The 23,293-nt window shown below is 46.3% G+C and carries 14 protein-coding genes; 12 read left to right on the top strand and 2 right to left on the bottom strand.

Annotated features, from left to right (window positions below):
* Nucleotides 1–4 precede the first annotated feature (4 nt).
* The 8 genes from GC102_RS07190 to GC102_RS07155 all read left to right on the top strand — a co-directional run bounded on the left by GC102_RS07190 (nucleotide 5) and on the right by GC102_RS07155 (nucleotide 6,104).
* Nucleotides 5–685: a lysoplasmalogenase gene (locus GC102_RS07190; RefSeq protein ID WP_171688862.1), complete on the top strand. Its 681-nt coding sequence runs from the start codon at nucleotides 5–7 to the stop codon at nucleotides 683–685.
* Complete coding sequence (locus tag GC102_RS07185) at nucleotides 660–1,034, top strand: GNAT family N-acetyltransferase (RefSeq protein WP_171688861.1); 375 nt, start codon at nucleotides 660–662, stop codon at nucleotides 1,032–1,034. Before GC102_RS07190 ends, GC102_RS07185 begins: the two co-directional genes overlap by 26 nt.
* A gap of 53 nt (nucleotides 1,035–1,087) precedes the next feature.
* Nucleotides 1,088–1,561 (top strand): GNAT family N-acetyltransferase, encoded by a 474-nt coding sequence (locus GC102_RS07180; protein ID WP_171688873.1) that lies wholly within the window; start codon nucleotides 1,088–1,090, stop codon nucleotides 1,559–1,561.
* 282 nt (nucleotides 1,562–1,843) lie between these two features.
* On the top strand, nucleotides 1,844–2,752 hold the full coding sequence (locus tag GC102_RS07175) for an RNA polymerase sigma-70 factor (protein ID WP_171688860.1): 909 nt from the start codon (nucleotides 1,844–1,846) through the stop codon (nucleotides 2,750–2,752).
* Between the two features lie 39 nt (nucleotides 2,753–2,791).
* A complete protein-coding gene (locus GC102_RS07170) occupies nucleotides 2,792–3,235 on the top strand; it encodes a carboxymuconolactone decarboxylase family protein (RefSeq protein ID WP_171688859.1) in 444 nt (147 codons plus the stop codon).
* Nucleotides 3,236–3,747: 512 nt separating this feature from the next.
* Nucleotides 3,748–4,209 (top strand): histidine utilization transcription antiterminator HutP, encoded by a 462-nt coding sequence (gene hutP / locus GC102_RS07165; RefSeq protein WP_171688858.1) that lies wholly within the window; start codon nucleotides 3,748–3,750, stop codon nucleotides 4,207–4,209.
* A gap of 159 nt (nucleotides 4,210–4,368) precedes the next feature.
* Entirely contained in the window at nucleotides 4,369–5,910 is a 1,542-nt protein-coding gene (gene hutH, locus GC102_RS07160; protein ID WP_376769352.1) for a histidine ammonia-lyase, read from the top strand.
* Between the two features lie 56 nt (nucleotides 5,911–5,966).
* On the top strand, nucleotides 5,967–6,104 hold the full coding sequence (locus tag GC102_RS07155) for a DUF5011/hyalin repeat domain-containing protein (protein WP_171688856.1): 138 nt from the start codon (nucleotides 5,967–5,969) through the stop codon (nucleotides 6,102–6,104).
* Between the two features lie 372 nt (nucleotides 6,105–6,476).
* On the opposite strand, the gene GC102_RS07150 is transcribed toward GC102_RS07155, so the two are convergent.
* Both GC102_RS07150 and GC102_RS07145 read right to left on the bottom strand, forming a co-directional pair.
* Nucleotides 6,477–6,674, bottom strand: coding sequence for a PspC domain-containing protein (locus GC102_RS07150; RefSeq protein WP_171688855.1), 198 nt, complete (start codon nucleotides 6,672–6,674; stop codon nucleotides 6,477–6,479).
* A gap of 346 nt (nucleotides 6,675–7,020) precedes the next feature.
* A complete protein-coding gene (locus tag GC102_RS07145) occupies nucleotides 7,021–9,672 on the bottom strand; it encodes a family 78 glycoside hydrolase catalytic domain (protein ID WP_171688854.1) in 2,652 nt (883 codons plus the stop codon).
* Nucleotides 9,673–9,826: 154 nt separating this feature from the next.
* Here GC102_RS07145 and GC102_RS07140 point away from each other — a divergent pair, with 154 nt between their 5' ends.
* The 4 genes from GC102_RS07140 (at nucleotide 9,827) to GC102_RS07125 (ending at nucleotide 22,119) form a co-directional block, all read left to right on the top strand.
* Nucleotides 9,827–10,693 (top strand): helix-turn-helix domain-containing protein, encoded by an 867-nt coding sequence (locus tag GC102_RS07140; protein ID WP_171688853.1) that lies wholly within the window; start codon nucleotides 9,827–9,829, stop codon nucleotides 10,691–10,693.
* Nucleotides 10,694–10,992: 299 nt separating this feature from the next.
* Entirely contained in the window at nucleotides 10,993–13,200 is a 2,208-nt protein-coding gene (locus GC102_RS07135; RefSeq protein WP_171688852.1) for a helix-turn-helix domain-containing protein, read from the top strand.
* Nucleotides 13,201–13,486: 286 nt separating this feature from the next.
* Nucleotides 13,487–14,698: a metallophosphoesterase gene (locus GC102_RS07130; protein ID WP_171688851.1), complete on the top strand. Its 1,212-nt coding sequence runs from the start codon at nucleotides 13,487–13,489 to the stop codon at nucleotides 14,696–14,698.
* Between the two features lie 320 nt (nucleotides 14,699–15,018).
* Nucleotides 15,019–22,119 carry a fibronectin type III domain-containing protein gene (locus GC102_RS07125; protein WP_171688850.1) on the top strand — a complete coding sequence of 2,367 codons (7,101 nt, stop codon included), beginning with the start codon at nucleotides 15,019–15,021 and terminating at the stop codon, nucleotides 22,117–22,119.
* The last annotated feature ends 1,174 nt before the right edge of the window (nucleotides 22,120–23,293 follow it).

The following is a 23,293-nucleotide window of genomic DNA, read 5'->3' as shown; positions in this document are numbered from 1 at the left end:
TGCCATGTATAGAAAGCTATTAATAGTCGCTATTATTTTTTCAGGCCTAGGCTACCTTGTTGCTTTATCAAGTGAAAATATGGCGATGCGTTGGATCTTAAAGCCAGGAACAATAATTCTTATGATCTTTCTGGCGGCAACCATACGAAATGCTGTCAAACCCTATAAAAATCTAATCATTGCAGGGTTATTCCTCTCCGCCATTGGCGATTGTTTCTTATTGTTATCAGGAAACCAATGGTTTACGTTTGGGCTAGTTGCTTTTTTAATCGCGCATCTCGTATATGTCGCTGCTTTTATGACTCGTTGGCGGTTTTCTCCCTTCCATTTACTTGGTCTTATTCCGATTTTGGCATACTCCTTTTGGTTACTACGTGGACTTCATGAAGGCATGCTTGCAAGCGGAAATGCTGGATTATGGATCCCGGTGTTGGTTTATGTCATCATGATTTCTATCATGATTTGGAGCGCTATTATTAGTAGGAGCTGGATTGCCATAGCAGGTGCAATTATATTCTTCATGTCTGATTCGCTGCTTGCTTGGAATTTGTTTGTCACGTCGGTTTCATGGGCGGGTTACGGGGTGATGATCTCCTACTATCTTGCTCAATTTCTACTTGCTAAAAGCATTGAAGAATCAAACAGGAGTGTGATCTCATATGCAAATCATCATTCGCCCGTATGAACAATCCGATAAGGCAGATGTTTGTAAGCTGCTCAATCAAACGAGCAACGTGCCGCTTGGCGAAGACATGTTTGAGATGCAGGAGGCAAGAATACGAACGTATCCGTTTTATAAAAGGATCGTCTTTACTGTAAATAACGAAGTCGTTGGAATGGCTCAGCTCTTGCACGCCACAGGGATGACACCGCAAGGATTCTTAAGCCAAACCATCATTGTCGACGCCGCGCATCGCGGACGAGGCTCTCGCACTCTGGATGCAGGAAGAACAGCCCATCGGCTTGCAGACTGCCGTTCGGGACAACAATCCCGAACGGCAGGGCTTGGGCGGAGCGCCGTGGCTTTACGTTAAAGTCGCACCAGTTCGAGTCTGTACTGGATCTGACATAGTTTCCGTTAGAATCGATCGACACGGGTATTCGGGCATCTGAAGCACACGGTATTACATTCCGAACTTTCGAGCATTTTTCGCTTGAGGACGATATGGAGCGTTTGTATCAGGTAGTGAAGCAGCTCTCAGGCGACACGCCAGACTCTCAAGGCGCGCTTGATTTTCCGTTTGAAACGTTCGCCGCTATGGTTCGTCGGATGGACTCGCGCTGTATTTTTATTGCGATGGCAGGAGAAGCAATTGTGGGGATTACTTGTCTTGTTCCGCAAGGCAACGAAATGTACACGTTATTCACAGGAGTGGTCAAGGAATACCGAGGCAAAGGAATCGCTCATGCGCTAAAACTTATATCCATCCGATTTGCTCAAGCAAACGGTGTGAAGCAGCTGCGAACCAATAATCACTCTACCAACGCGCCTATGCTAGCCGTAAACCACAAGCTTGGTTACGAATCCCAGCCGGGGAACTGGATTCTTAAGCGATCATAATGTGAAATTTGAGGTTGGTATACCAACGTTTTGAACTTATAAATTCTCAATAATTATGACGTCACACAAGGGTGTGCAATTGCAGAGAGGACAGACGAATGATTGCATTCGGCCTGTCCTTTCCTTATTATGTGCATGATTTCGATTTCGCGAAAGTTGCATGAACTGAGGACGATGGCTTGAATAATCGTTATAATAAGTAATAATAGCCTCCCAAAAGGCGACTGAATTACTTTTGAAAGTAGGGGAATAATTACAGAAGATTGGAGATAAATGTATCTTATGGACTTCGAAACGATTTATCGCACGTATAAGCATTTACTATTCACAGTAGGTTACCGGATGCTAGGCTCTGTGTCAGACGCGGAAGATATGATGCAGGATCTGTTTACATCTCTAAAAACGTTAGATACAGATAACATCAGCAACCTGAAATCTTACTTAGTCAAAATGATGACCAACCGCTGCCTGAATTACTTGAAATCGGCTAGCAAGCAAAGAGAAATTTACGTTGGTGATTGGCTGCCTGAGCCGCTGATTATGGAAAACAACCATGATCCCATAGGACAGGTCGTTCAAGACGAAACCATTTCCTATGCTTTCCTGGTACTGCTGCAAAAGTTGTCATCTGTGGAGAGAGCTGTATTCGTGCTAAGAGAAGTGCTTGGCTATGAATACGGTGAGGTCGCAGAAATGCTCAATAAAACTGAAAGTAATTGCCGTAAAATCTATAGTCGAGCAAAAGTGAAAGTCAACCAAGGAAGGGAGCGGAATTGGGAGGAACTCGAGGACTCAGAACCACTTGTAAAGAAATTTTTGCATGCTGTCCATACAGGGAACTTTAAAGATTTTGTCTCCTTGCTGACCGATGATGCCGTGCTGATTTCAGATGGTGGTGGAAAAAGACGAGCAGCTCTCAAAACCATATTCGGCAAGCAACGTATTCAGTCCCTCTTCGAAGGTATTGCAGCGAAAGGCTCGCTACAGGGGCAATGGCTTCCAATTCTCATCAACGGTCAAACCGGTCTTGTGCTCGTAAAGGATCAAATCGCTGATATGGTTATTTGTTTTGATATGGATGAGAATCAGTTGAAAGCAAATCAGGTTTTTCTGATTTTGAATCCAGATAAACTGGAACATATTTCTTCCGTGCTGGATTGTCACAAATCTCCGGACTTATTTGTCTTATAGAGGCAAACCAAAATTCAATCGTTTATGGAGGAGATTCACATGGAAGTTAGATTAACGCATAGCAAGGTAAATCCAGAAGCATTGCAAACGATGCTGAAGCTGGAAGGTTTTATTAAATCAAGCGGTTTAGATGAAAAGTTATATGAGTTTATCAAAATAAGAGCGTCACAAATCAACGGTTGCGCTTATTGCATCGACATGCATACAAGGGATCTGCGGAACATGGGTGAAACCGAGCAAAGGATTAATTTACTCACTGCATGGCGTGAAGCCCCCTTTTATTCCGACAAAGAAAGAGCATTGCTAGAGTTGACAGAAGCCGTGACCCGAATCTCGGAGAATGGTGTACCACAAGCCGTTTATGAGAAAGTAAGGGAGCATTTTGACGAAAAGGAATATGTAACTCTTATCATGGCGATCAATACGATTAATGCTTGGAACCGCATTGCCATTTCTACCGGAATGTTCCCTGCTGCCAGGTAACAAGTAAATAGTCCGATTCATTACCGCCTAAATGGCGGTTTTTCTTTTTTTATCGGATCATATTTCCGCTTTTACCATTACTTTTTGCGAAAAAGATAAAATCGGATAGCGAGGGGTTTCATGTATGAAGAAAGCCAAAAACAATAGGCGAAAATGAAAACTCTGAACCTAGTAGTGTCATTTCGTTAATGTTCTCTTCTTGTTGACATCAACCAACCACCATGTTATATTTCATTATACAGTTCAGTCGTTTAGAAATTAGTTATTTAGAAGATCGGGGCTAAAGTAATTGGGATACGCTAAGTATCTGCTTACTTTTAACACGATCTTTTTTTGTTTTTTATTGAAATAAAAGCAACAGACAATCAATGATCAGGTTTGTCATCAACGCTTAATTATTGCATGTAAGCGCTATATAAAGTTAAAACAGTTGGATTACATTAAAGCTAATGTAGCTCAGTGATGCATTGGATTCAAAAAGTATGAAATAAGATTTTTAGGAGGCGGATCCAATGACAAGTCCAGGAAATAACTCTTTTCCGATCGGTAAATTGTCTATGTTATTGGCAGTTTTGAGGGATCATTCATGGAATGAAGATGTTGAAAATGAGTTGAAAGAAAAAGGCTATCGATACGTTGTAGGCAAAGTTGGAGCGATGGATTTAAACAAAGTTATCGCAGCCATAGAAACGACGGCTAAAAACAATCATATTATTAACAAAGATCTTTATCACGAAGTGCACGCTTTATACCACGCTATCATTGAAGCTCTTCAGGGAGTTGGCAGAGGTATGGTACAGTTTGGTGATATATTGCGAACCGTAGGGCTGACATTCTCCATTGTTCGCGGTAAGTTGGGAGAATCTTCTGAGCAAAGCGGTGAGTGGATTGCTGTATCTATTTACGGAACCATTGGTGCTCCCAAAAAGGGTTTTGAGCATGAAGCCTTTGGTTATGGATTTAATCATATTTAGATATTTAGATATTTAGTGACTAATGACTATTCTTTGCACATGAAACATTGTAAGTGAATTTAATAATAAACCAGGCTATTAGTAATTTTAGTGATTTAGGAGCCGATACCTTATTTGGTATTGGCTCCTTTTTATATTTTCATACGAGGAGAGATTATGATGCAGACATTAAAGACAGATATCTTAGTAGGTAGTGGAATAACACTAACATTAAAAGATGTAGTTGAAGTCTCTCGAAACAAGGCCAAAGTGGTATTGAATCATACGAGCGTGGAAAAAATTAATCGCAGCAGAACTTATGTGGAAAAGCTCCTTCGAGAGAAAAAAACGGTTTATGGACTTACCACCGGATTTGGTAAATTCAGTGATACTTATATTTCAAGTGAAGATACACAAGAGCTTCAGGCAAATCTCATTCGCAGTCATGCTTGCGGTATAGGTCTAGCATTACCTGTAGAAGTCGTTAGGGCGATTATGCTGCTTCGAATCAAATCGCTTTCGTTAGGTTACTCGGGCATCCGGCTTGAGGTTGTCCAAACGATGATCGAGATGCTGAATAAAGATGTCGTTCCGGTTGTGCCAGAGAAAGGTTCGCTCGGTGCCAGTGGCGATTTGGCTCCTTTGTCGCATGTAGCTTTAGTCATATTTGGAGAAGGTGAGGCGGTTTACGAAGGTCGGCGCCTTGATGGCGGAGTGGCAATGAAATTGGCGGGCATTCAACCGATATCTTTAGAAGCTAAGGAAGGACTTGCGCTAATTAATGGAACCCAAGTCATGACCGCGGTCGGGGCAATTGCCAGTTATGACGCTTTGAATTTGGCGAAATGGGCGGATGCGACGGGAGCTCTAAGTTGCGAAGCATTATTAGGTATTAGGGACGCTTTCGATGCGCAAACGCATGAAATTAGACCGCACAAAGGCCAACTGCAGGTTGCCGAAAATATAAAAAGACTGACGATGGGAAGCCAATTGATGACAAATCAAGGGGAATTAAGGGTTCAGGATGCGTACTCTCTTCGCTGTATACCGCAGGTGCATGGAGCAAGCCGTGACGCACTTTCTTATGTATTGGATAAAATTGAGGTGGAGATGAATTCAGTAACTGACAATCCACTCATATTCGAGGAGCAAGAGAGGGTAATCTCTGGCGGTAATTTTCACGGGCAACCGATCGCATTGGCCATGGACTTTTTATCCATCTGCATGTCAGAAATAGCCAATATATCCGAGAGAAGGATCGAGCGCTTAGTAAATCCGCATTTAAATGGTAATCTACCTCCCTTTTTGACGAAACATGGTGGTCTTCAATCTGGGTTTATGATTGCTCAATATGCTGCCGCTTCAGTGGTATCCGAAAATAAATCTTTAGCTCATCCAGCCAGTGTCGATTCAATTCCATCTTCAGGCAATCAAGAGGATCACGTGAGTATGGGGACGATCGGAGCCCGAAAAGCGAAGCAAATTGTAGAAAATGCTTACTCAGTTATCGCTATTGAACTTTTATGTGCTTCTCAAGCTATCGACTTTAGAAATCCCGAGCTTCTTGGCAAAGGGACAAAGTGGATTTATGCCAAGTGCCGCGAACAGGTACCGTTTTTGGAAAAAGATAGAGTGCTGTCTTATGACATCAAAAAAATAACTTCCATGTTACAAGAGACAGATATTGCGGCTGAAATAGCACCAATTACAAGTATTCAATAATTTTGTTGGGTGCCCGCAAGTGTTGGTTCCTTGATGCACCGTTTCGATAAGACAATATGATCAGGAACCCAATCACTCTTGCGGAAAAACCACGCATCTACACCATTACGTACACGGCTACCGATAAAGCGGGCAACAAAACGGTTAAAACTGCAACCGTCACGGTGCCTCATGATCAATCTGGAAATAACTAATAAGCACCAAGTTAAAGGGCTGTCTCAAAAGGCGTTTTTGGAGTAATGGCAGGCACTTTGACCGTTACTGTAACGTGCTATGGTTTGGTAACTAAAACGTACCGAGGGAACGTAGAGGCGTTATTTGGTTGAAAAACACCCGAAATGATGAGGAAGAGGAACGAGGAGGCGTTATTTCACGGTTTTTTGTCTCCGAATCGCCCCTTTTGATCAAATAGCGCTCTCACGTTCCTCTTATACGATTTTATTCGCATATTTCTCGAAATAGCGGCCCTACGTTCCTCTAAATAGAGTTCGGGGTGACTTTCTATTATAGTCGAAACAAAAGGGCTGTCCCAGTTCATAATGAACTTTTGGGACAGCCCCCCTTTTTTATATATGGCTATATGGCATTTTCGGAACAAGGATAGAGCCGATGAAGTAAAGCAGTGTGACGGTTCCAAAGCTGCAAAGTGCAGCAAAAGCAAATATTAGACGAATGATGGTTGGATTAACTCCGAACCATTCTGCAATTCCCCCGCAAAGGCCGGTTAATTTACTGTCTGTAGTGGATCTGAATAATTTGTTCATTGTATAAGTCTCCTCTCAAATGTAAGCGTTTTGTGTGTCTGCTTCGTTCTTATGTCTTTATTGTAGCTTCTTTGAACTTCTACGAAAACGGACCGTTGACGGTTATGGAAGCTGTACTAAAGTCGGGGAAGGTCCACTACTTAAGGGGAGTTTAGGCTTAGTCGATAAGGCTGGGGCCGCCACGGTATCCATTATTTCAAAGCTGTCATTGCCGGACAACGTAAAAAAGAGGGCAAGTATAACCTTGCCACCTCATTTTTTTGTTGATCCCTCATTGATTAATCAGCGTATATTTTTATAGGGGTAGGATACGATATCAGAAATATTGTCCCCGTGGAACTTGCCTTTAATAAGTAAAATTATACGTCCCTGACCCTAATATCAGTGATACTCCAGTTTCCGTTTGCCTCATTTCACTAATTCCAGTAGTTTGATCCAGCGCTGCACCATTCTCGCGGAGATGAGTTTCTTTAGCATTCGGAAGAAGGACAGATGCAGTCGTGTTCGGTGGAATACTTATCCTAATTTCCATTAGATGCTCACTCGACTGCCGCCACTCTGCATAAATCCATCCATACATAGATTCCAGTTTTGCTTCTACCCAAGTTAAGCCTGCACCTGGCTGCGGTTTGATTTGAATATGCTTATATCCCGGTGCTTCTTCATCGACATCAATACCGGCAACGCAGCGGTACAACCATTCGCCAATCGCGCCGTAGGCGTAGTGATTAAACGAATTCATATCCTTACTCCAGAAGCTGCCGTCTTCCTTGATACCATCCCAATGCTCCCAAATGGTGGTGGCCCCTTTGGTAACTTGGTAAAGCCAAGATGGATAATCTTGTTGAAACAATAGCTGATATGCCGCTTCCGTATGGCCAATTTGGCTTAATACTAGATTCAAGTAGGGAGTTCCGACGAAGCCAGTAGTCAAATGGAACTTACTTTCTTCCAAGAGCTCTAAAAGCTTTTTGGCCGCACGTTCCTTAGCGGTTCCATCCAGAAGATCGAACATGAGCGCCAATACGTTGGCAGTCTGTGTAGGGACAGATAGCTTTCCGGAGGGGGTGACAAACTCTTGCTGAAAAGCATGACGTATTTGAGCATATAAGCGGGTATATAATTCCCAATCGGCTTCCTTCGACAACACTTTTGCTGTTTTAGCGAGCAATGAAACGGAGTAGGCATAAAAAGCCGTTGCGATAAAGTCACGATCAGTGGCGCCAATATAGCTATCCGGCTTCGCGTCCAAACCTAACCAATCGCCGAAATGGAAGCCAGTATTCCAAAGGAATTCATCATTTCCTTGTTTGCGTATGTAGGATACCCATGCCTTCATGCTTTCATATTGCTGTTCCAGAATGCGTTTGTCACCATAACATTGATAGATGACCCATGGACATATGACGGCTGCGTCTCCCCAAGCGGCTGATGAATGACTCTTTTCACTTAATACATGAGGAATAACGAAGGGAACACCTCCATCTTCTAACTGGTCGGCCGCTAAGTCATGCAACCATTTGCTGAAAAATGTGGCTACATTCATTAAAAAAGTGGAGGTGCGAATAAACATTTGAGCGTCTCCAGTCCATCCTAATCGTTCATCTCGCTGCGGGCAATCGGTGGGCACATCAAGAAAGTTGCCTTTTTGACCCCAGAGTATATTGTGCTGCAGCTGATTGATTAACGGATCCGAGCATTGGAAATAACCCGTTCGTTCCATATCGGAATGAAGAACAATCCCAGTAAAATCGGCAAGTCGAATAGACTCGCCAAATCCGGTAAGCAACACAAAACGGAATCCCTGAAAGGTGAAGTGAGGTTCATATACTTCGGGTGCTCCCCCTTTTAAAATATATCGGATGGTTTGTTTCGCGTTTCGCAAATTATCCGTATAGAAGTTACCTTCCTGATCAAGGACTTCAGCATGCTCCAGCGTCACTTCCTGGCCCGATCGACCTTGAATCGTAAACCGTACCCAACCGACCATATTTTGTCCCATGTCGATAACCGTTTCTCCAGAAGGCGTTGTGATGAGGGCAATGGGGGAAATCTCCTCGATTTTATGAACTGGTTCGTTTTCTTGTGCCACCACCATATCTTTCGTGTGCTGCAGTGTTTCCACAGGAAACCAATCCGCATCCTCATAGGTTGCCGTACTCCAATTTATTTTCTCCAAACGAGCGTCATAGGTCTCACCATGATAAATTTCGGACATTAAAACGGGACTCTCAGCTGCGCGCCAATTTGAATTGGACGTTATGATCTCTTCGGTTCCATCTTCATATTGAATGTGCAGTTGCATGAGGAAGGCAGTACGATCTCCGTACATATTCTTCTTTCCACGCCCTGTTAATTTTCCTTTGTACCACCCATTTCCAAGCATGACACCGATCGCATTGCCGCCGCTTGTCAATAAGTCCGTTACATCATACGTCTGGTACTGAAGACGATGTTTATAGCTGGTCCAGCCAGGAGTGAAAGCCTGTTCGCCCACGCTTAAGCCGTTCAGTTTCATTTCATAAAGCCCCAAGCTAGTCGCATAGATACGGGCCCGCTGTACATGACCTTTCACCTGAAACGTATGTCGGAGTAACGGACATGTCTCTGTTTCCAATGGGAATTGCTCAGTCGGAGTACTGATCCAATCCGCTTGCCAATCACTGGCTTGGAGCAATCCCATTTCCCAAAAAGCGATTTCGGACCAATCCGTCTGTTCGCCTTGCTCGCTCCAAACTCTTACGCGGTAATAATAGCGTTTGCATTTTTCTACAACCAAATGATGAACCTCGACGTGAACGGATTGATTCGAGAGGACCTTCTCTGAATTCCAGAGGAGGTTCTTAAATTCGATATCCTGCGAAATTTGTATCTGATAGGCAGCTTGAAGCCATGACCGCGTATCGGACTGAATCTGCCAGCTAATTCTTGGTTGCGTACAATCAATTCCGATCGGATTCTCCCTGTATTCGCATCGCAGTTTATTAACGATTGACATGATGGGCTCACACCTTTCTGAGAACTATGTCTGATTTACCATAATTTTGATTTCTATTATAATAATAAGAGAAAACCCGTTCCGTTTTATCTCGGTATAAAGGACATTCGATACTGGTAAAATAGACATTTTTCCGGAAAATGGAGATCAATGGATGAAACATTCGAAGCAAACACTCAAAGGGGAACGCTTTTTCCGTCATGATTTGAATCTTTACGTCAATCGGGAGACAGAAGCTTTTAGCTTGTCGCAACATGCGCATGAATTTATTGAGCTGGCCTACGTTATGGAGGGTAAAGGCTTTCATTATGTTGAAAGCGAGGTCGAGCGCATATCTCCAGGTCAGTTATTTGTCATTCCTATCGGGGTTTCGCATGTATTTCGCCCCGCATCCGCAGATGTAGCCAAAGAACCGTTAATTATATATAACTGCATATTTACACCAGAACTCATCGAAAGCATTATTCCTTTCGTCATCGATAAGCCGATCATTACTTTTATGGAAGAGTTAAAAGAAGAGGGGCTCCGTTATTATTCGGTTTCCGATATCGATGCTGCGATGGAGAAGCTGTTTCTATCTCTTTACCAGGAATATTCTTTGCAACAAAGCGGTTCTTCTACTTATTTAAACAGTCTTTTCCTACAGTTAATTGTCACGATGTACCGATTTAAACATAATGAAATTAAGGCACTTCCCAGTAAACAAGATCGATTTATGCAAGTTCTACTATATATCGAACAAAATTACGCGATGGAACTCACCTTATCCCATTTGACCGAAAAATTTCAATGGAGCGAGAGGCATTTACAGCGCTTATTCAAACAGCATACAAACCAAAGCTATCATAACTATCTTCAAAGCATACGAATACGCAAAAGCTGTGAGCAATTAAGGAATTCTCAGTTTAAAATCAGCAGAATTGCTGAATCGGTAGGGTACAAAGATATCAATACTTTTATTGGATTGTTTAAAAGAATGATCGGACAGACCCCTAGCAGCTATCGCCAGCAATTTAAATAAATGCTCAGGGTAGGCGGATTCGCGGAATTGTTCAATAAAATCGTGGAAAAGGGAAAGCGTTAACAGAAAGGACCTGCCATAATAAACTATGAATTCGGAGATTGGTGCCTGCAAGGCTATCCGCATTTCTGCGGAAGCATGAACTACCATTTCGATCTTGATGCGGATATTAGGGAAGGTAAACGGTTTGTATTTGACATGAAGGGAGGGCGGTTTACACTCTTCAACCTGTTTGTTAAGATATGTATCAACAAGAAATTTTAAAGTGATTGATTAATCATAATAAAAGTGGGGGTTGCATGAAAACTCTTCAACCGATCCTTTTCATTCGAAATAGATCTAATTCGCTTTTTATACGGCTCATTGTGGGATTTCTATGCATCATTCTTCTACTTGCCTCTCTGATCATTTATTCCATCTCGGTTTCAAAGCAGAATGTTAGGCAAGAGATTGTCAAGTACAACACGCTGATGCTCGAAAATACGAGTGAGAGCTATGAAAAACATTTGGATCTGGTCAAAAAACAGATGGTTCTGTTTTTTTTCAGTGAAGAAGTTCAGAGGTTGCAGAATACGCCCAACTATGTCAATTTTCCTCTTCTCGTTCGTGAAATATCTGGTTTTGCAGCGAATCCCTACCTGTTTATCGATAACATCGTTTTTTATTCAAAGAAGAATGAACTTGTGCTGGAGAAAGGTACGAGCACGAATGCAGAATCGATGTTCAACGTATTTTACGCAAGCGATAAATATCCTTTGGACTTTTGGAAAAAACAGTTCGAAGAACCTTACACAAGCCGAATTTTACCATCTACTCCTGTCACTAATTCCATTTTTCAAAACCAGCCGCAGAGGTTGGGGGAAATGATGCCAATCATTATCAAAAATAAAGATGATTTTTATATGGTCGTTTTTCTCGATGCCATGAAAATGTACCAAGCGCTACATCGAAGTATCTATAACGATTTTGTTATTTACAACGAATCTGGAGAGATCTTATTCAAGAGTGCGGAACATGAACCGGGCATTTCCTTTGACGATCTTCAGAAATACGGAAGCAAAGACTTCATTCGGGATAACAAATATCATTTTGTGATGACAGGACAGGGAACGGGATATAAGTATCTCTACCGGGTTCCTGTTGAACGAATTGCAAACCAGTCCCGTTTGAGCATTACACTGATTGTCAGTATGGCGGCAGCGATATCGCTCAGCATCATTTTTTCATTCTTGTTTACGGCACGCATCAATAACCCGCTAAAGAGAGTGATCGAATCTTTGCGTCAAATGAACGACAATGTGCCGTATCGATCGAACATCAAGGAATTTAATATTATTAGTGATGAAATTCACGGCAATCATATGATTCGGAAACAACTCTCTTTTATCAACCATCTCAAAGCTATTCGATATCACGAACATGAAGCTTGGAAGCTTGATTTTGCCAATAAACCGTTCGTTTTTGTTCTTTTTCAAATCCAGCCTTACCACAGGAATTCGATTTCAAAATCATCCATCGAGCAATGGCTTTATTATATGAAGACCTATATAGACAGCAGGCTAGTACCGACATATCCAGATTCACTAACGTTTCAAATTGAACGCGATCAAATACTAAGTCTCGTTTTTACGGATCAAATGACAGTTATAGCCGATGTGCTTGGCGAAATGAAATCTGTTTTCAATCATGATCGGGAGTACGGCATCGTTACCATTGCGATCACTTCGATTTATACGGATTCAGCTCAGTTGACTGCAGCCTACGAAGAAGTTCAGGAACTAGTTGGAGAACGTCTGTTAATTAACGAAACGCAGATTATACGCAAGCGTGCAGTGACGCAAATGGCCGTTGGCTTTTCGCCTGATCAGGATAAAGAGTTTGAAGTTCATTTGCGAGAAGGGAATACTCAGCAGCTGATTGCACTTATGGAACGTCTGTTTGCGAGATGGCATAGTAAGGAATTGACGGCTGCCGTGATGCTGCGGTTTGCCGAATCTCTGATCGACAAGATCAAGAATGCAACCATTCCTTATCACCTTGATCCCATTCGATTGGAGATCATATTGGACAAAGCGGGAGAAAGAATCCTGCAATGCAGCACGTTAAGAGAGCTGGAGCTGCTTTTGCTTGATTGGGTTACGCAAACATCGGAAGCTGTTCGAGAAAAAAAGGAAGAGAAGTACCCGGTCACATCCTTCGTGATTGACTATATAAATGAGCACTTAGCAGAAGAAATATATCTGGATATTTTGGCAGAAAAGCTAAAGATGAGCAGCGGATACTTGTCTTCTTATTTCAAGGCCAAGACCGGCAAGAACATCGTTGACTATATCAATGAAACCCGAATCACGAAAGCGACAAGCCTCCTCACCGATAACCAGATCAAAATTCATGATGCCGCCAAGGCTGTCGGATATCAGAATATGACGTCTTTCAACCGGATGTTCAAAAAATATACAGGAACGACACCGAGCGAATATCGGAAAAGAATGGACATAACAAATTGAAACGGATAGGCCATTTTTAGATGGCTTTATCCGTTTTTTTTTCATTCGCGTAATAAGAAAATCAAGAGCGGAATGAGATTGCAGGCATTCCCGGATTTTCATAAATTGTCATAAATATTTAAAAAAGTGGAGCCATGTCATGTCTAAATCGAAATATTATTAGTCGCGTTACATGCCATGGATTAATAGATTTACATAACTTTTAGATCGAATTAATATTCATCACACATTTTTCAGATAGATTGGGGGTGTGGTTATTTCAATAGTGGTAGGAGGTATTTGTACGATGAGCCTTGATGAAACAAGTAAAAGCATCAGCAGGAGGGATTTTATTAAAGTCGGAGGGGCGGGTGCGCTGGCGATCACGCTCGGATCGGCGGGTGTTCCCGCCGGATTGTTTGGCGGAGGAAAGGTACAGGCCGCAACCAATGACAATGTGAAGCTGCAATTCAACAACGACGGAAAGTTCAAAATCGTCCAGTTCAACGACATGCAGGACGACGAGCATATCGATCGGCGGACCGTGGAGCTGATGGAGAAAGTGCTCGACGCCGAAAAGCCGGATTTTGTCGTCCTTAATGGCGATTGTATTACCGGGGGCTGCGATACGGCGATAGAGATGAAGCAGGCAATGAACAACATTGCCCAGCCAATGGAGCAACGCGGAATCAAGTGGGCTGTAACCTTCGGGAATCACGACGAAGACTCGACTCCGAGCGCTGGTCTGGGCGAAGAGGAAATGCTGCAATTTTATATGGCGTACAAATATAATGTGAACCAGCCCGGAGAACGAGGGATTACCGGGACGGGGAATACCAACCTGTTGATCCAGTCCTCCAAAGGGTCGAAGGCGGCCTTCAACCTCTGGCTGCTGGATAGTGGAAGGTATGCGCCGCATACGATAGCTGGGCAAGACTTCGAAGGATACCCGGTCTGGGATTGGCTGCGGTTCGATCAAGTAGCGTGGTATTACGAAACCTCCAAAAAGCTGGAGGAGAAACAGGGTTATAAAGTGCCTTCGCTTATGTTCATTCATATCCCTCTCTGGGAGCACCGATTCATGTGGTACGCAAGCGTGGACGGAAGGTCCGAGGCTGACCATGCAAGGGCCGTTGGCAAGCACCAGATTGTGGGGGAACGGAACGAAGATGAATGCCCTGGTCCGATCAATAGCGGCATGTTCTCAGCAATTCAGGCCAGAGGCGATGTCAGGGGCATCTTTTGCGGCCATGATCACGTCAATACGTATCACGGCAACTACTATGGCGTGTTGCTGGGCTATGCCGGAAGCACGGGCTTCGGCGCTTACGGTTTGCCCGGCGCAGATCGGAATCGTCTGCGTGGCGCCCGGGTATTCCAGCTCGATGAACACGCCGAGAACGTTCTTGTTAATACCTTTATGGTGTTCGCCAAGGACTACGGCATCGATCTTACCGCGAACGACCAAAGTGCAGAGCCCGCTCCGATCCCGGCAAACAAGAAGCAGGAGAAGAATTGAGTCAAGTACTTATGAGAGTCTGTTGATCACGAAGTGCAACCATAACAAAGAGCTGTCCCGCGGGACAGCTCTTCCGTTTATACCCCGTTATCATTCCTATCATTGTTTTATGGGTTTATTAGGCTCTTTTACGGAAGTTGGCATTTTTTTTGGAAGATTGTAAAAAAGTTGAACGATCGGAGGTTTCCGTTGATATACGAGCCGATTCCTTCCGGCTACTATTATTCTATCGAAAGGAGGCTGATTATTTGAAAGCGGATTCACTCAACAGGGATCGGCAATTGTGGTTTTTCAATAGTTGATGGAGGGGTGATTTGAAAGTGAGAGGTTGGATAAAGGCAAGACAACTGGCGATAGGTATGGTTTTTGTGTTGATTGCAAGTTCTATTAATCTAGTTCCATTTTTGAACCCTTCCGTGGCCGTGGCTGCGTCAGCATGGCCGTCGGCAGTCTTAACGGGGTTTAATATGCCGTTCGGACCGGCGGATTCGCTCGTGACGACGCAGAATCCGCCTGATTTCAAATGGCCGGTCGTTTCCGGTGCGGACAAATACGATCTGCAGGTGAGCCGCAGCGCTACGGTTTCGAGCATAGTCTACGAGAATGCTGAACTGACCGTAAACTATTATAATTTCCCTCATGTGTTTGATAGCGGTACTTGGTATTGGCGAGTGAGGTACCATACTTCGGCGGGCGGCTGGTCGGAATGGAGCAGCATTCGTAAATTTCGTATCGAGGAGCAAAATGTACCGTTCGTCATTCCTTCCGTCGAACAGCTCATGAGCCAGGTCGGCAACCAGCATCCGCGAATCTGGACCAAAGTCGATAAGCTGGCTGAGTTTCGCAGCTTAGCCCAGACTTCGGGCAAGGAGTTTTATGATGCGAAATATGCGTGGACAATGGCGAATTTAAGCAAAAATCCGCCACCAGCGCCGACTTCGGTTGACCGCGCCTATTCCGATAAAGTCGTCAATGAAATGATGGATATGGCTTTCGTCTATCTCATCTCGGGGAACATGGAGGTCGGAAATAAGGCGAAACAACGCCTGCTTGATATTGCGGGTTGGGATACGAATGGGGTTACAAGTTACATATCCCATGATCAGATTCATCGCTACATTACGTATAAGTCTGCGATGGCATACGACTGGCTTTATGACATACTGGAGCCCGTAGTAGAGAAGCCGAAGGTCCAAAACATGGTTCAAACCCGAACCGTAACAATGATGCAAGATCTCGTCAATAATCATTCGATTGCGAAGAATCCATTCGACTCACACGGTTGGACGGCGTTCGGCTATATCGGCATCATCGCAACGGCGATGCTTCACGATATCCCGGCTGCCGAGGATTGGTTCCGAAGTAGCGTTCCTGCCTACATCAACTTCATGCCGCCTTGGGGTGGGGAGAACGGGGGATGGTCTCAAGGAACAGGGTACTGGCAGTATTCGCATTTGTTCGGCAAGGAGTTTATGGATGTCCTTCTGTCTGCAACCGGATTTAATTTGTATGATAAAGCGTTTTCCCGGAACGAAGGCTTGTATCCGCTCTATGCGTGGCCGAAAGGCAGTCCGAAGGGCATCTTCGGTGATGGCAGCGAAGACTCGCCGGGAGGCTATAGCGTGTCCGCCTATACCCGTCTTGCCCAAATGAACGGAGATCCCCGATTGAAATGGGCGGCGCAGGCGGTAGGATCGGGCATGTACCCGGATTTGAGCAACTATTTCTACGGGGATAGTAATCTGGCCGTGAGACCGCCGGTCGATATGCCGGATTCCAGATGGTTTCAGGATATCGGGGTCGTGGCGATGCATTCCGAATTATACGATCCGGACGCCGTGTCGCTCTACTTTAGATCCAGCCCTTACGGTAGCTACAATCATATGCATGCCGATCAGAACAGCTTCATCATCAACGCCTTCGGCGAACCGCTAGCGATCGAAAGCGGGTTTTACGACGACTACGGCACTGACCATCACATGAATTACAACAAGCAAACGTTCTCCTCTAATGCGATTACTTACGATGGTAAGTACGGTCAGCCGATTAACGACATCAATGCCGATGGCAAAGTGGTCGGATTCGTCACGCATCCTGACTTTGACGCGGTGATCGGCGATGCATCCGTCGCTTATGGCACTGCCTTGTCCAAAGCGGGCCGCAATGTCATCTATGTCAGGCCGAATATGTTCGTCGTCATCGATCAACTGCAATCGAAGAGTACGGATGGAAACGAGTTCGCGTGGCGCCTGCATGCCGAGGATGAACTTAATCTCGATGCAGATCATGCCGGAGCGACGATTCTGAAAGGCGCAGCGGGCCTCAAAGTCCGATTCCACGCGCCGCTAAATCTGCGAACGGAATACGAGGACCAGTTTCTTGGCATCGACGGATCGGAAATAAAACCTGGCGGGGCGTACGCCGGCGAGCAGCAGAAGCATGCGGCATTCATTACGCCGAAGACGGAGAAGGCGACGTTCGTCTCGACGCTGGAAGCCTATAAACGGGATTCGGCACCACAGAATGTTGTTTCGGAGAACCATGGGAATTACATGAAGTTGACGTTCGCGGACGGTACTGTCGTGTACATCCGGATGACAACGACAGGGGATGAAGTCGATGCAGGCAGCGTTCGATTTAACGGAACCGCTGTAGCGCTGAAAGGCGATTCCGTGCTGCTTGTCGACGGAACAAAGGTCGTCAAAGACGGCGTGACGTTGATCGAGAGCGACCAACCGTCCACGGTCGTGTATGGACGCGATCAACTGTCCGTGTCAAGCCCGTCGGATACACAAGTTGCTTTGTATGCTCCGGGTGTGGATCGCCTACGCGATGGCAGCAACGGATCGGATATTCCGCGTGGCGGATCGGTGACTGACGGCATGGGACTGCGCGGTGTGCATTGGGATACGTCTGGAAGCACGCTGACTGTTCATGTCGAGAAGGGGCAGCGCGAATTCAAGCTGAACCATATCGCGATGCCGCAGCCGCTCCCCGACTTGACGCTGCAGACCGTCATTGACGGCGTGTATGGATCGACGACGCTGCATGCTTACAGCGACAAGGAAGGGGCATCCGTCGCTTGGGGGAAATTGACGAACGAAGCGGGGCTGTATGAGGTGGAGGAGGCCCCATCTGGCTTGCTGTTCGAGCGGCATGGGCAGCGGCATAGCGTTTACCTCGAAGCGAACGCAGGCATCATATTGCAAGGCGCGACGGGCATGCTGAAGATGAAGAGGATTGGATCGGGAGCACCTTCCAATACCGAATTTTGGTCTAATCCGGATCAGATGAGGTCGAACTTATATTTTAATTGGCAGGAAGCGGAATCATTCGTCGCCTTCGGCGGCAAGAGCTTTACCAAATATTCGACCCGTCCTTTCCTGTCCGGCGGAGTCGGCTTAGCGGGCTGGGATCAGTCGGGACAGTGGGCGAAGTGGACGATGAATGTTCCGAAAGCCGGCAAATACGATCTCGTCCTGAAATATACGTCAGGTTTGCCGGCCGGCACGCTTGTAGGCCGATTGGCGATGATCGGAAATCAGGCGTACTATCTCGAGGCGCCTACGACTACCGACGCGAGTGGGAATCCCAACTGGGGGACGACTCCCGATGTTTGGAAAGGACTCCGAGTCAAGACGGGGCAGCAGCTGGCGGCAGGTCCTGTCGATATTACGCTGTGGCACGCCGGCGGCGCGATGAATCTGGATTGGATCGGATTGATCGAAGAGCAATCGGACGAGGAACGGCCGTTAGCGCCCACCAATCTGCAGCTGGCTTCGCAATCGGACTCGACCGCTACCGTCAGTTGGGCGGCGTCAACTGACAATGTCGGAGTGAAGGAATATGTTGTCTATGCAAATGGCGTGCAAAAGCTGGTTGTCCCGAGCGGCACGACCACCGCGACGATCACGGGATTGACAGTAGGGAAGACGTATTCGGTTACTATTGTGGCTGTGGATACGAGCGATAATCGTTCCCTAGATAGCGTGCCACTCAGCTTTGCGGCGATCGATATGAGTGCTCCTGTATGGGGTGAGGCGGCCTCGCTCCTTACGAGTCATCTTTTCCCGAGCACGGCAAGGTTGACGTGGAGCTCAGCAACGGACAATTCGGGCAATGTAGCCGCGTATTCGATCTATCGAAAGGATGGAGCCCAGGCGTCCTTCATGAAAGTAGGAACGGTTGCGGGACATGTGAACGCATATGACGTGAAAGACCTGCAGCCAGGAGCAACCTATACGTTCCGGGTGCAAGCGTCGGATGCGCAAGGCAACGAAACCAGCGATGGACCAAGTTTTTCGGTCACGATGCCAGGTGCGGTAAGCGTCGGCGAATATTATGAATCGTTCGATCACCTGCCTGCGGGCAATGTGACCGACAGTAACTGGAAAGTAGATTTGAAAACCGGGTCGACGTCGACGGTAACGATAGAGCCGTCTCCCGACTTAAGCGGCAACGTACTGCAGGTGAAGGATTCGACCAACGCGAACATAGATGACTTCACGGTAGACCCGATTGTGACGAGAATGAACACGGCACTAAGCGGGAAGGTCACCTTCGAAACCCGATTCATGTTTAAGAAACTGAGCGACACGAGCCCCGACTCCGATAACTTCGAGCTTAATCTTCGCAGCTTCGGGACGGATGTCGTAAGGTTCACCGGCTTCTCGGATGCGTCATTCGGATACTGGAAGCTGGATAACAGCATCCTTTCGTCGTTCAAGATTCCGAAGCAGAACGGTTTCGCGCTGCCACGCGACCAATGGATCACGCTACGCTTCGATCTGGATACAGCGACGAAGAGGTATGACATCACGTTACAGGCAGATGCGTTCAAGGGCTACACCGGATTGGTGGAAAATGGCTCGCTGAATCGGTCGACCGGTGTCTACAAGGTCATAGGGATTCCGTTTTACAACGCCCCTACTCTCGAGGGGATCGATTCGTTCCGCTTCAGTACGAATCGATACGCGGGCAAGTACCTGTTCGATTACGTGACGATGTACGATTCTACGGAAGACACGACACCTCCCTCGTGGGAAGGAACGGGTGCAGTTCGGCCGGTTCAGCTATTTCCAAGCGTAGCAAGAGTGGAGTGGGATCCGGCAACGGACAACTCGGGCAAAGTGGCCTCGTATTCGATCTATCGGAAGGATGCCGCGCAGATGGACTTCGTGAATGCAGGTACGGTTACCGGCGGCGTGTACGGGTATGACGTAACCAGTCTGACGCCGGGGGGCACCTATACGTTCCGGGTTCAGGCCGCGGATAGCAAGGGCAACGTATCGACAAATGGTCCGAGTACGACGCTGACCATGCCTGCCGCAAGCAGCAGCGGCGAGTATTATGAGTCGTTCGACGACATGACGACGGGCAATGTGACCGCCAGTAATTGGACGGCGACACTCAAAACCGGGTCGACGTCGACGGTAACGATCGAGTCGTCTCCGGATTCAAGCGGCAAAGTTCTGCAGGTGAAGGATTCAACCTACGCGAACAATGATGATTATACGGAAGACCCGATTGTGACGAGAACGAACGCGGCGCAAAGTGGGAAGGTCACGTTCGAAACCCGATTCATGTTTAAGAAGCTGAGCACCGACTTCGGCAACTTCGAGCTCAAGCTGCGCAGTGCAGGTAATGATGTCGTGCGGTTCACCGGCTTCTCGGACGGTACATTCGGCTATTTTAACAATGTGACGGCCTACAAGATCCCTAAGTCCACCGGCTTAACTTTGCCGCGCGACCAGTGGGTCACGCTCCGGATCGATTTGGATACGGTAACGAAGACGTATGATCTCTCGGTGCAGACGGATGCGCTCAAGGGCTATACCAGTTCGACGGATGCGGGTTCGGTGAATCCGACTACCGGCGAATATAAAGTCAGCGGGGTCAAATTCTACAATAACTCGTCTGCGACTTCGATCGATACGTTCCGGTTCAGTACGAATCGGTTTTCGAGTAAGTACTTGTTCGATTATGTGGCGTTGTATAAAAAAACGGTCGCTCCAGCGGATGCTACTTTCACCGCCGATAAGACGACGCCTACCAATTCGGATGTCGCCTTGACGATCCATTACCCTGTCGACGCTGCGATAAAGGAATATAAAATAGGCTCCGGCGGCACGTGGACGGCATACGCAGCCCCACTCGTCCTCTCCGCAAATGACACAGTGTATGCCCGGGGAACGAGTGCGGGGGGCAAGGTGTCAAATGTAACGAGCTATACGGTAAGCAATATCGATCGGACCGCTCCAGTAACAAGTGCTAATGCATCCCCGTCGCAGCCGGACGGGCTGAACGGAACGTACATGGGGCCGGTCACGGTCACATTCTCTGGCAGCGACGACGTATCGGGTGTGGCTAAAACAGAATTCAGCCAGGATAACGGGACTTCCTGGGAAACCTATACGGCTCCAGTCACGTTCGACAAGCAAGGGTCCTACAGGTTACTCTTCAAGTCGACGGATCGGGCGGGAAATGTTGAGCCTGCCAAGCAGCTCGGCTTTACGCTTGCTGCGACCGCCGTCAAGGTGCAGCTCAAGGACAGCAACGGCAACCCGCTGAGTGGCGGCGTCATATCGTATTATGACGGCGTCTGGAAAGATTTCGGAGTCACTGACGCTTCCGGAACGGTTAGCAAATCGCTGCCGAACAAGTCCTATGCCTTTGCGATTATATATGAAGGAACACGCATGCAGAAGTCGCAAAACACGGGAACAGACGCTGTTGTCCTCTTCCAGACGGTAGACGTCAAGGTACAGCTGAAGGACAGCCAAGGGAATCCTCTTAGTGGAGGCAGCGCAAGTTATTACGCGGGGAGCTGGCGGACGATCGGCACTGCAGTGAATGGCGAGATCAGCAAAGAACTGCTGCCCGGATCCTATACCTTCTCGATGACGTACGAAGGCACGCGATTGCAGAAGGAGCAGAATACGTCGGTAAATGCCGTCATCGTCTTCCAGACGGTGAACGTCAAGGTACAGCTGAAGGACAGTCAGGGGAATCCACTTAGCGGCGGCAACGCTAGTTATTACGCGGACAGCTGGCGGACGGTCAGTACGGCCGTCTATGGTGAGATCAGCAAGGAGCTGCTGCCTGGGTCTTATACCTTTGCGATGACATACGAAGGCACGCGCATGCAGAAGGAGCAGGATACGTCGGTGAATGCCATCGTCGTCTTCCAGACAGCGAACGTCACGGTGCAGTTGAAGGACAGCCAAGGCAATCCGCTTGACGGTGGCCAGGTTTCCTATTACGCAGGCAGCTGGCGGACATTCGGAACGACAAGCGGCGGCGGCGTGACGAGCAAGGAGCTGCTGACCGGCTCGTATACGTTCAGTATCGCATACGGAGGAAGACGCAAGGAAAGCGTAGCCGATACCACCGTAAGCCCAACGATTGATTTTCAGATGTGATTCTATTTGTTGGTTGCTGTCCCAAAAAGGTTTATAGACCTTTAGGGGTATCTACCATGAAGATGGTTACACCTGTCCATGAGGACTTCCGCCAATAGGGGGAGGTCCTTTTTGGGCAGCATTGTTCTTAACGGAACGGCAAGCCGCTAAAGTGGATGAAATGAGCTGAAAATTGAATTGACGGAATGAGAGGGTCTTATTTTATGAAATTTGTGCTATTCGAAGCTGAAAACAACGGAATAGCATCTCTACGTTCCTCGTTTCTTTAATTTGAGCATATTTCACGGAAATAGCGTCGCTATGTTCCCTTTAGTGGAAGCCTAGCATTGGTAGATGGATGCATTGTGCCCTTGAAGAAGCTGATCTTCACATGTATTTAACATTTTTGGGATAGCTCCTTTTCTTGAATATATGTTTTGAGTTAGGAGGAAGGCAAAGCTTCCCCCCTTTTTAGCATAGATATTTGCTGATTTTGCTGAGTGAGAGTGTGGACGTGTGCATATTCCTTCGTTAAATAACTATTTTTCTGATGTTTTTTCTGAGCTGTGAGAGAAGTGAGAGTTAGGAAGGTAAGTTGTACAGCATAGATCGACTGAGCCTAGGTTGAGTAACTCAGAAGATGAGAAACTTGATTAGGTATGTTGTAGAAACTGCAACAATTGCTGCCTAGATCCCGCGTTTCTCGCTTAGTTGTTGCATAATTTACAACAGTTGGTCTCCATACAGGCGATTTTGTAAGAAATGGGCTCGAAATGTTGTACGAAATGCAACTTCAAGTTGCAAAATAGCCATAAGCCAGGTGAATTGTGTAGGAAATACAACATTGGTAACCACTATACCCATTTTCCATCATGAAAGCTAAATGATTCTAAAATCAAATTTTGGAGTATGCCTACCAGTGGTGAGGAGCATTATGAATATAATGATAGACTCTAATGTGCAATGGACGAGTAATCTGTTTTTTTAGAGTCTGATCTACTTTACTGAAATTGGTATTTTTTTTAACAGAATGGAGAAAAGTTTAAGCTTTATCGGTTCCGTTTATATACGCTGAAGGAATGGGCAGCTACTCTAATATCAAACAAGAGAAAGGAGGAAAAATGTAAGCGGATACATGAGGGGTTATCAAGGGAGGAGCGTGAGAAAAGGACAGTCTGCTTGAGCAAGTTTGAAC

The organism is Paenibacillus germinis (genome assembly GCF_013141785.1).
Classification (GTDB): domain Bacteria; phylum Bacillota; class Bacilli; order Paenibacillales; family NBRC-103111; genus Paenibacillus_E; species Paenibacillus_E phytorum.
Note: the sequence above shows the minus strand (reverse complement) of the source record. Positions and strands in the feature narration are given on the sequence as shown.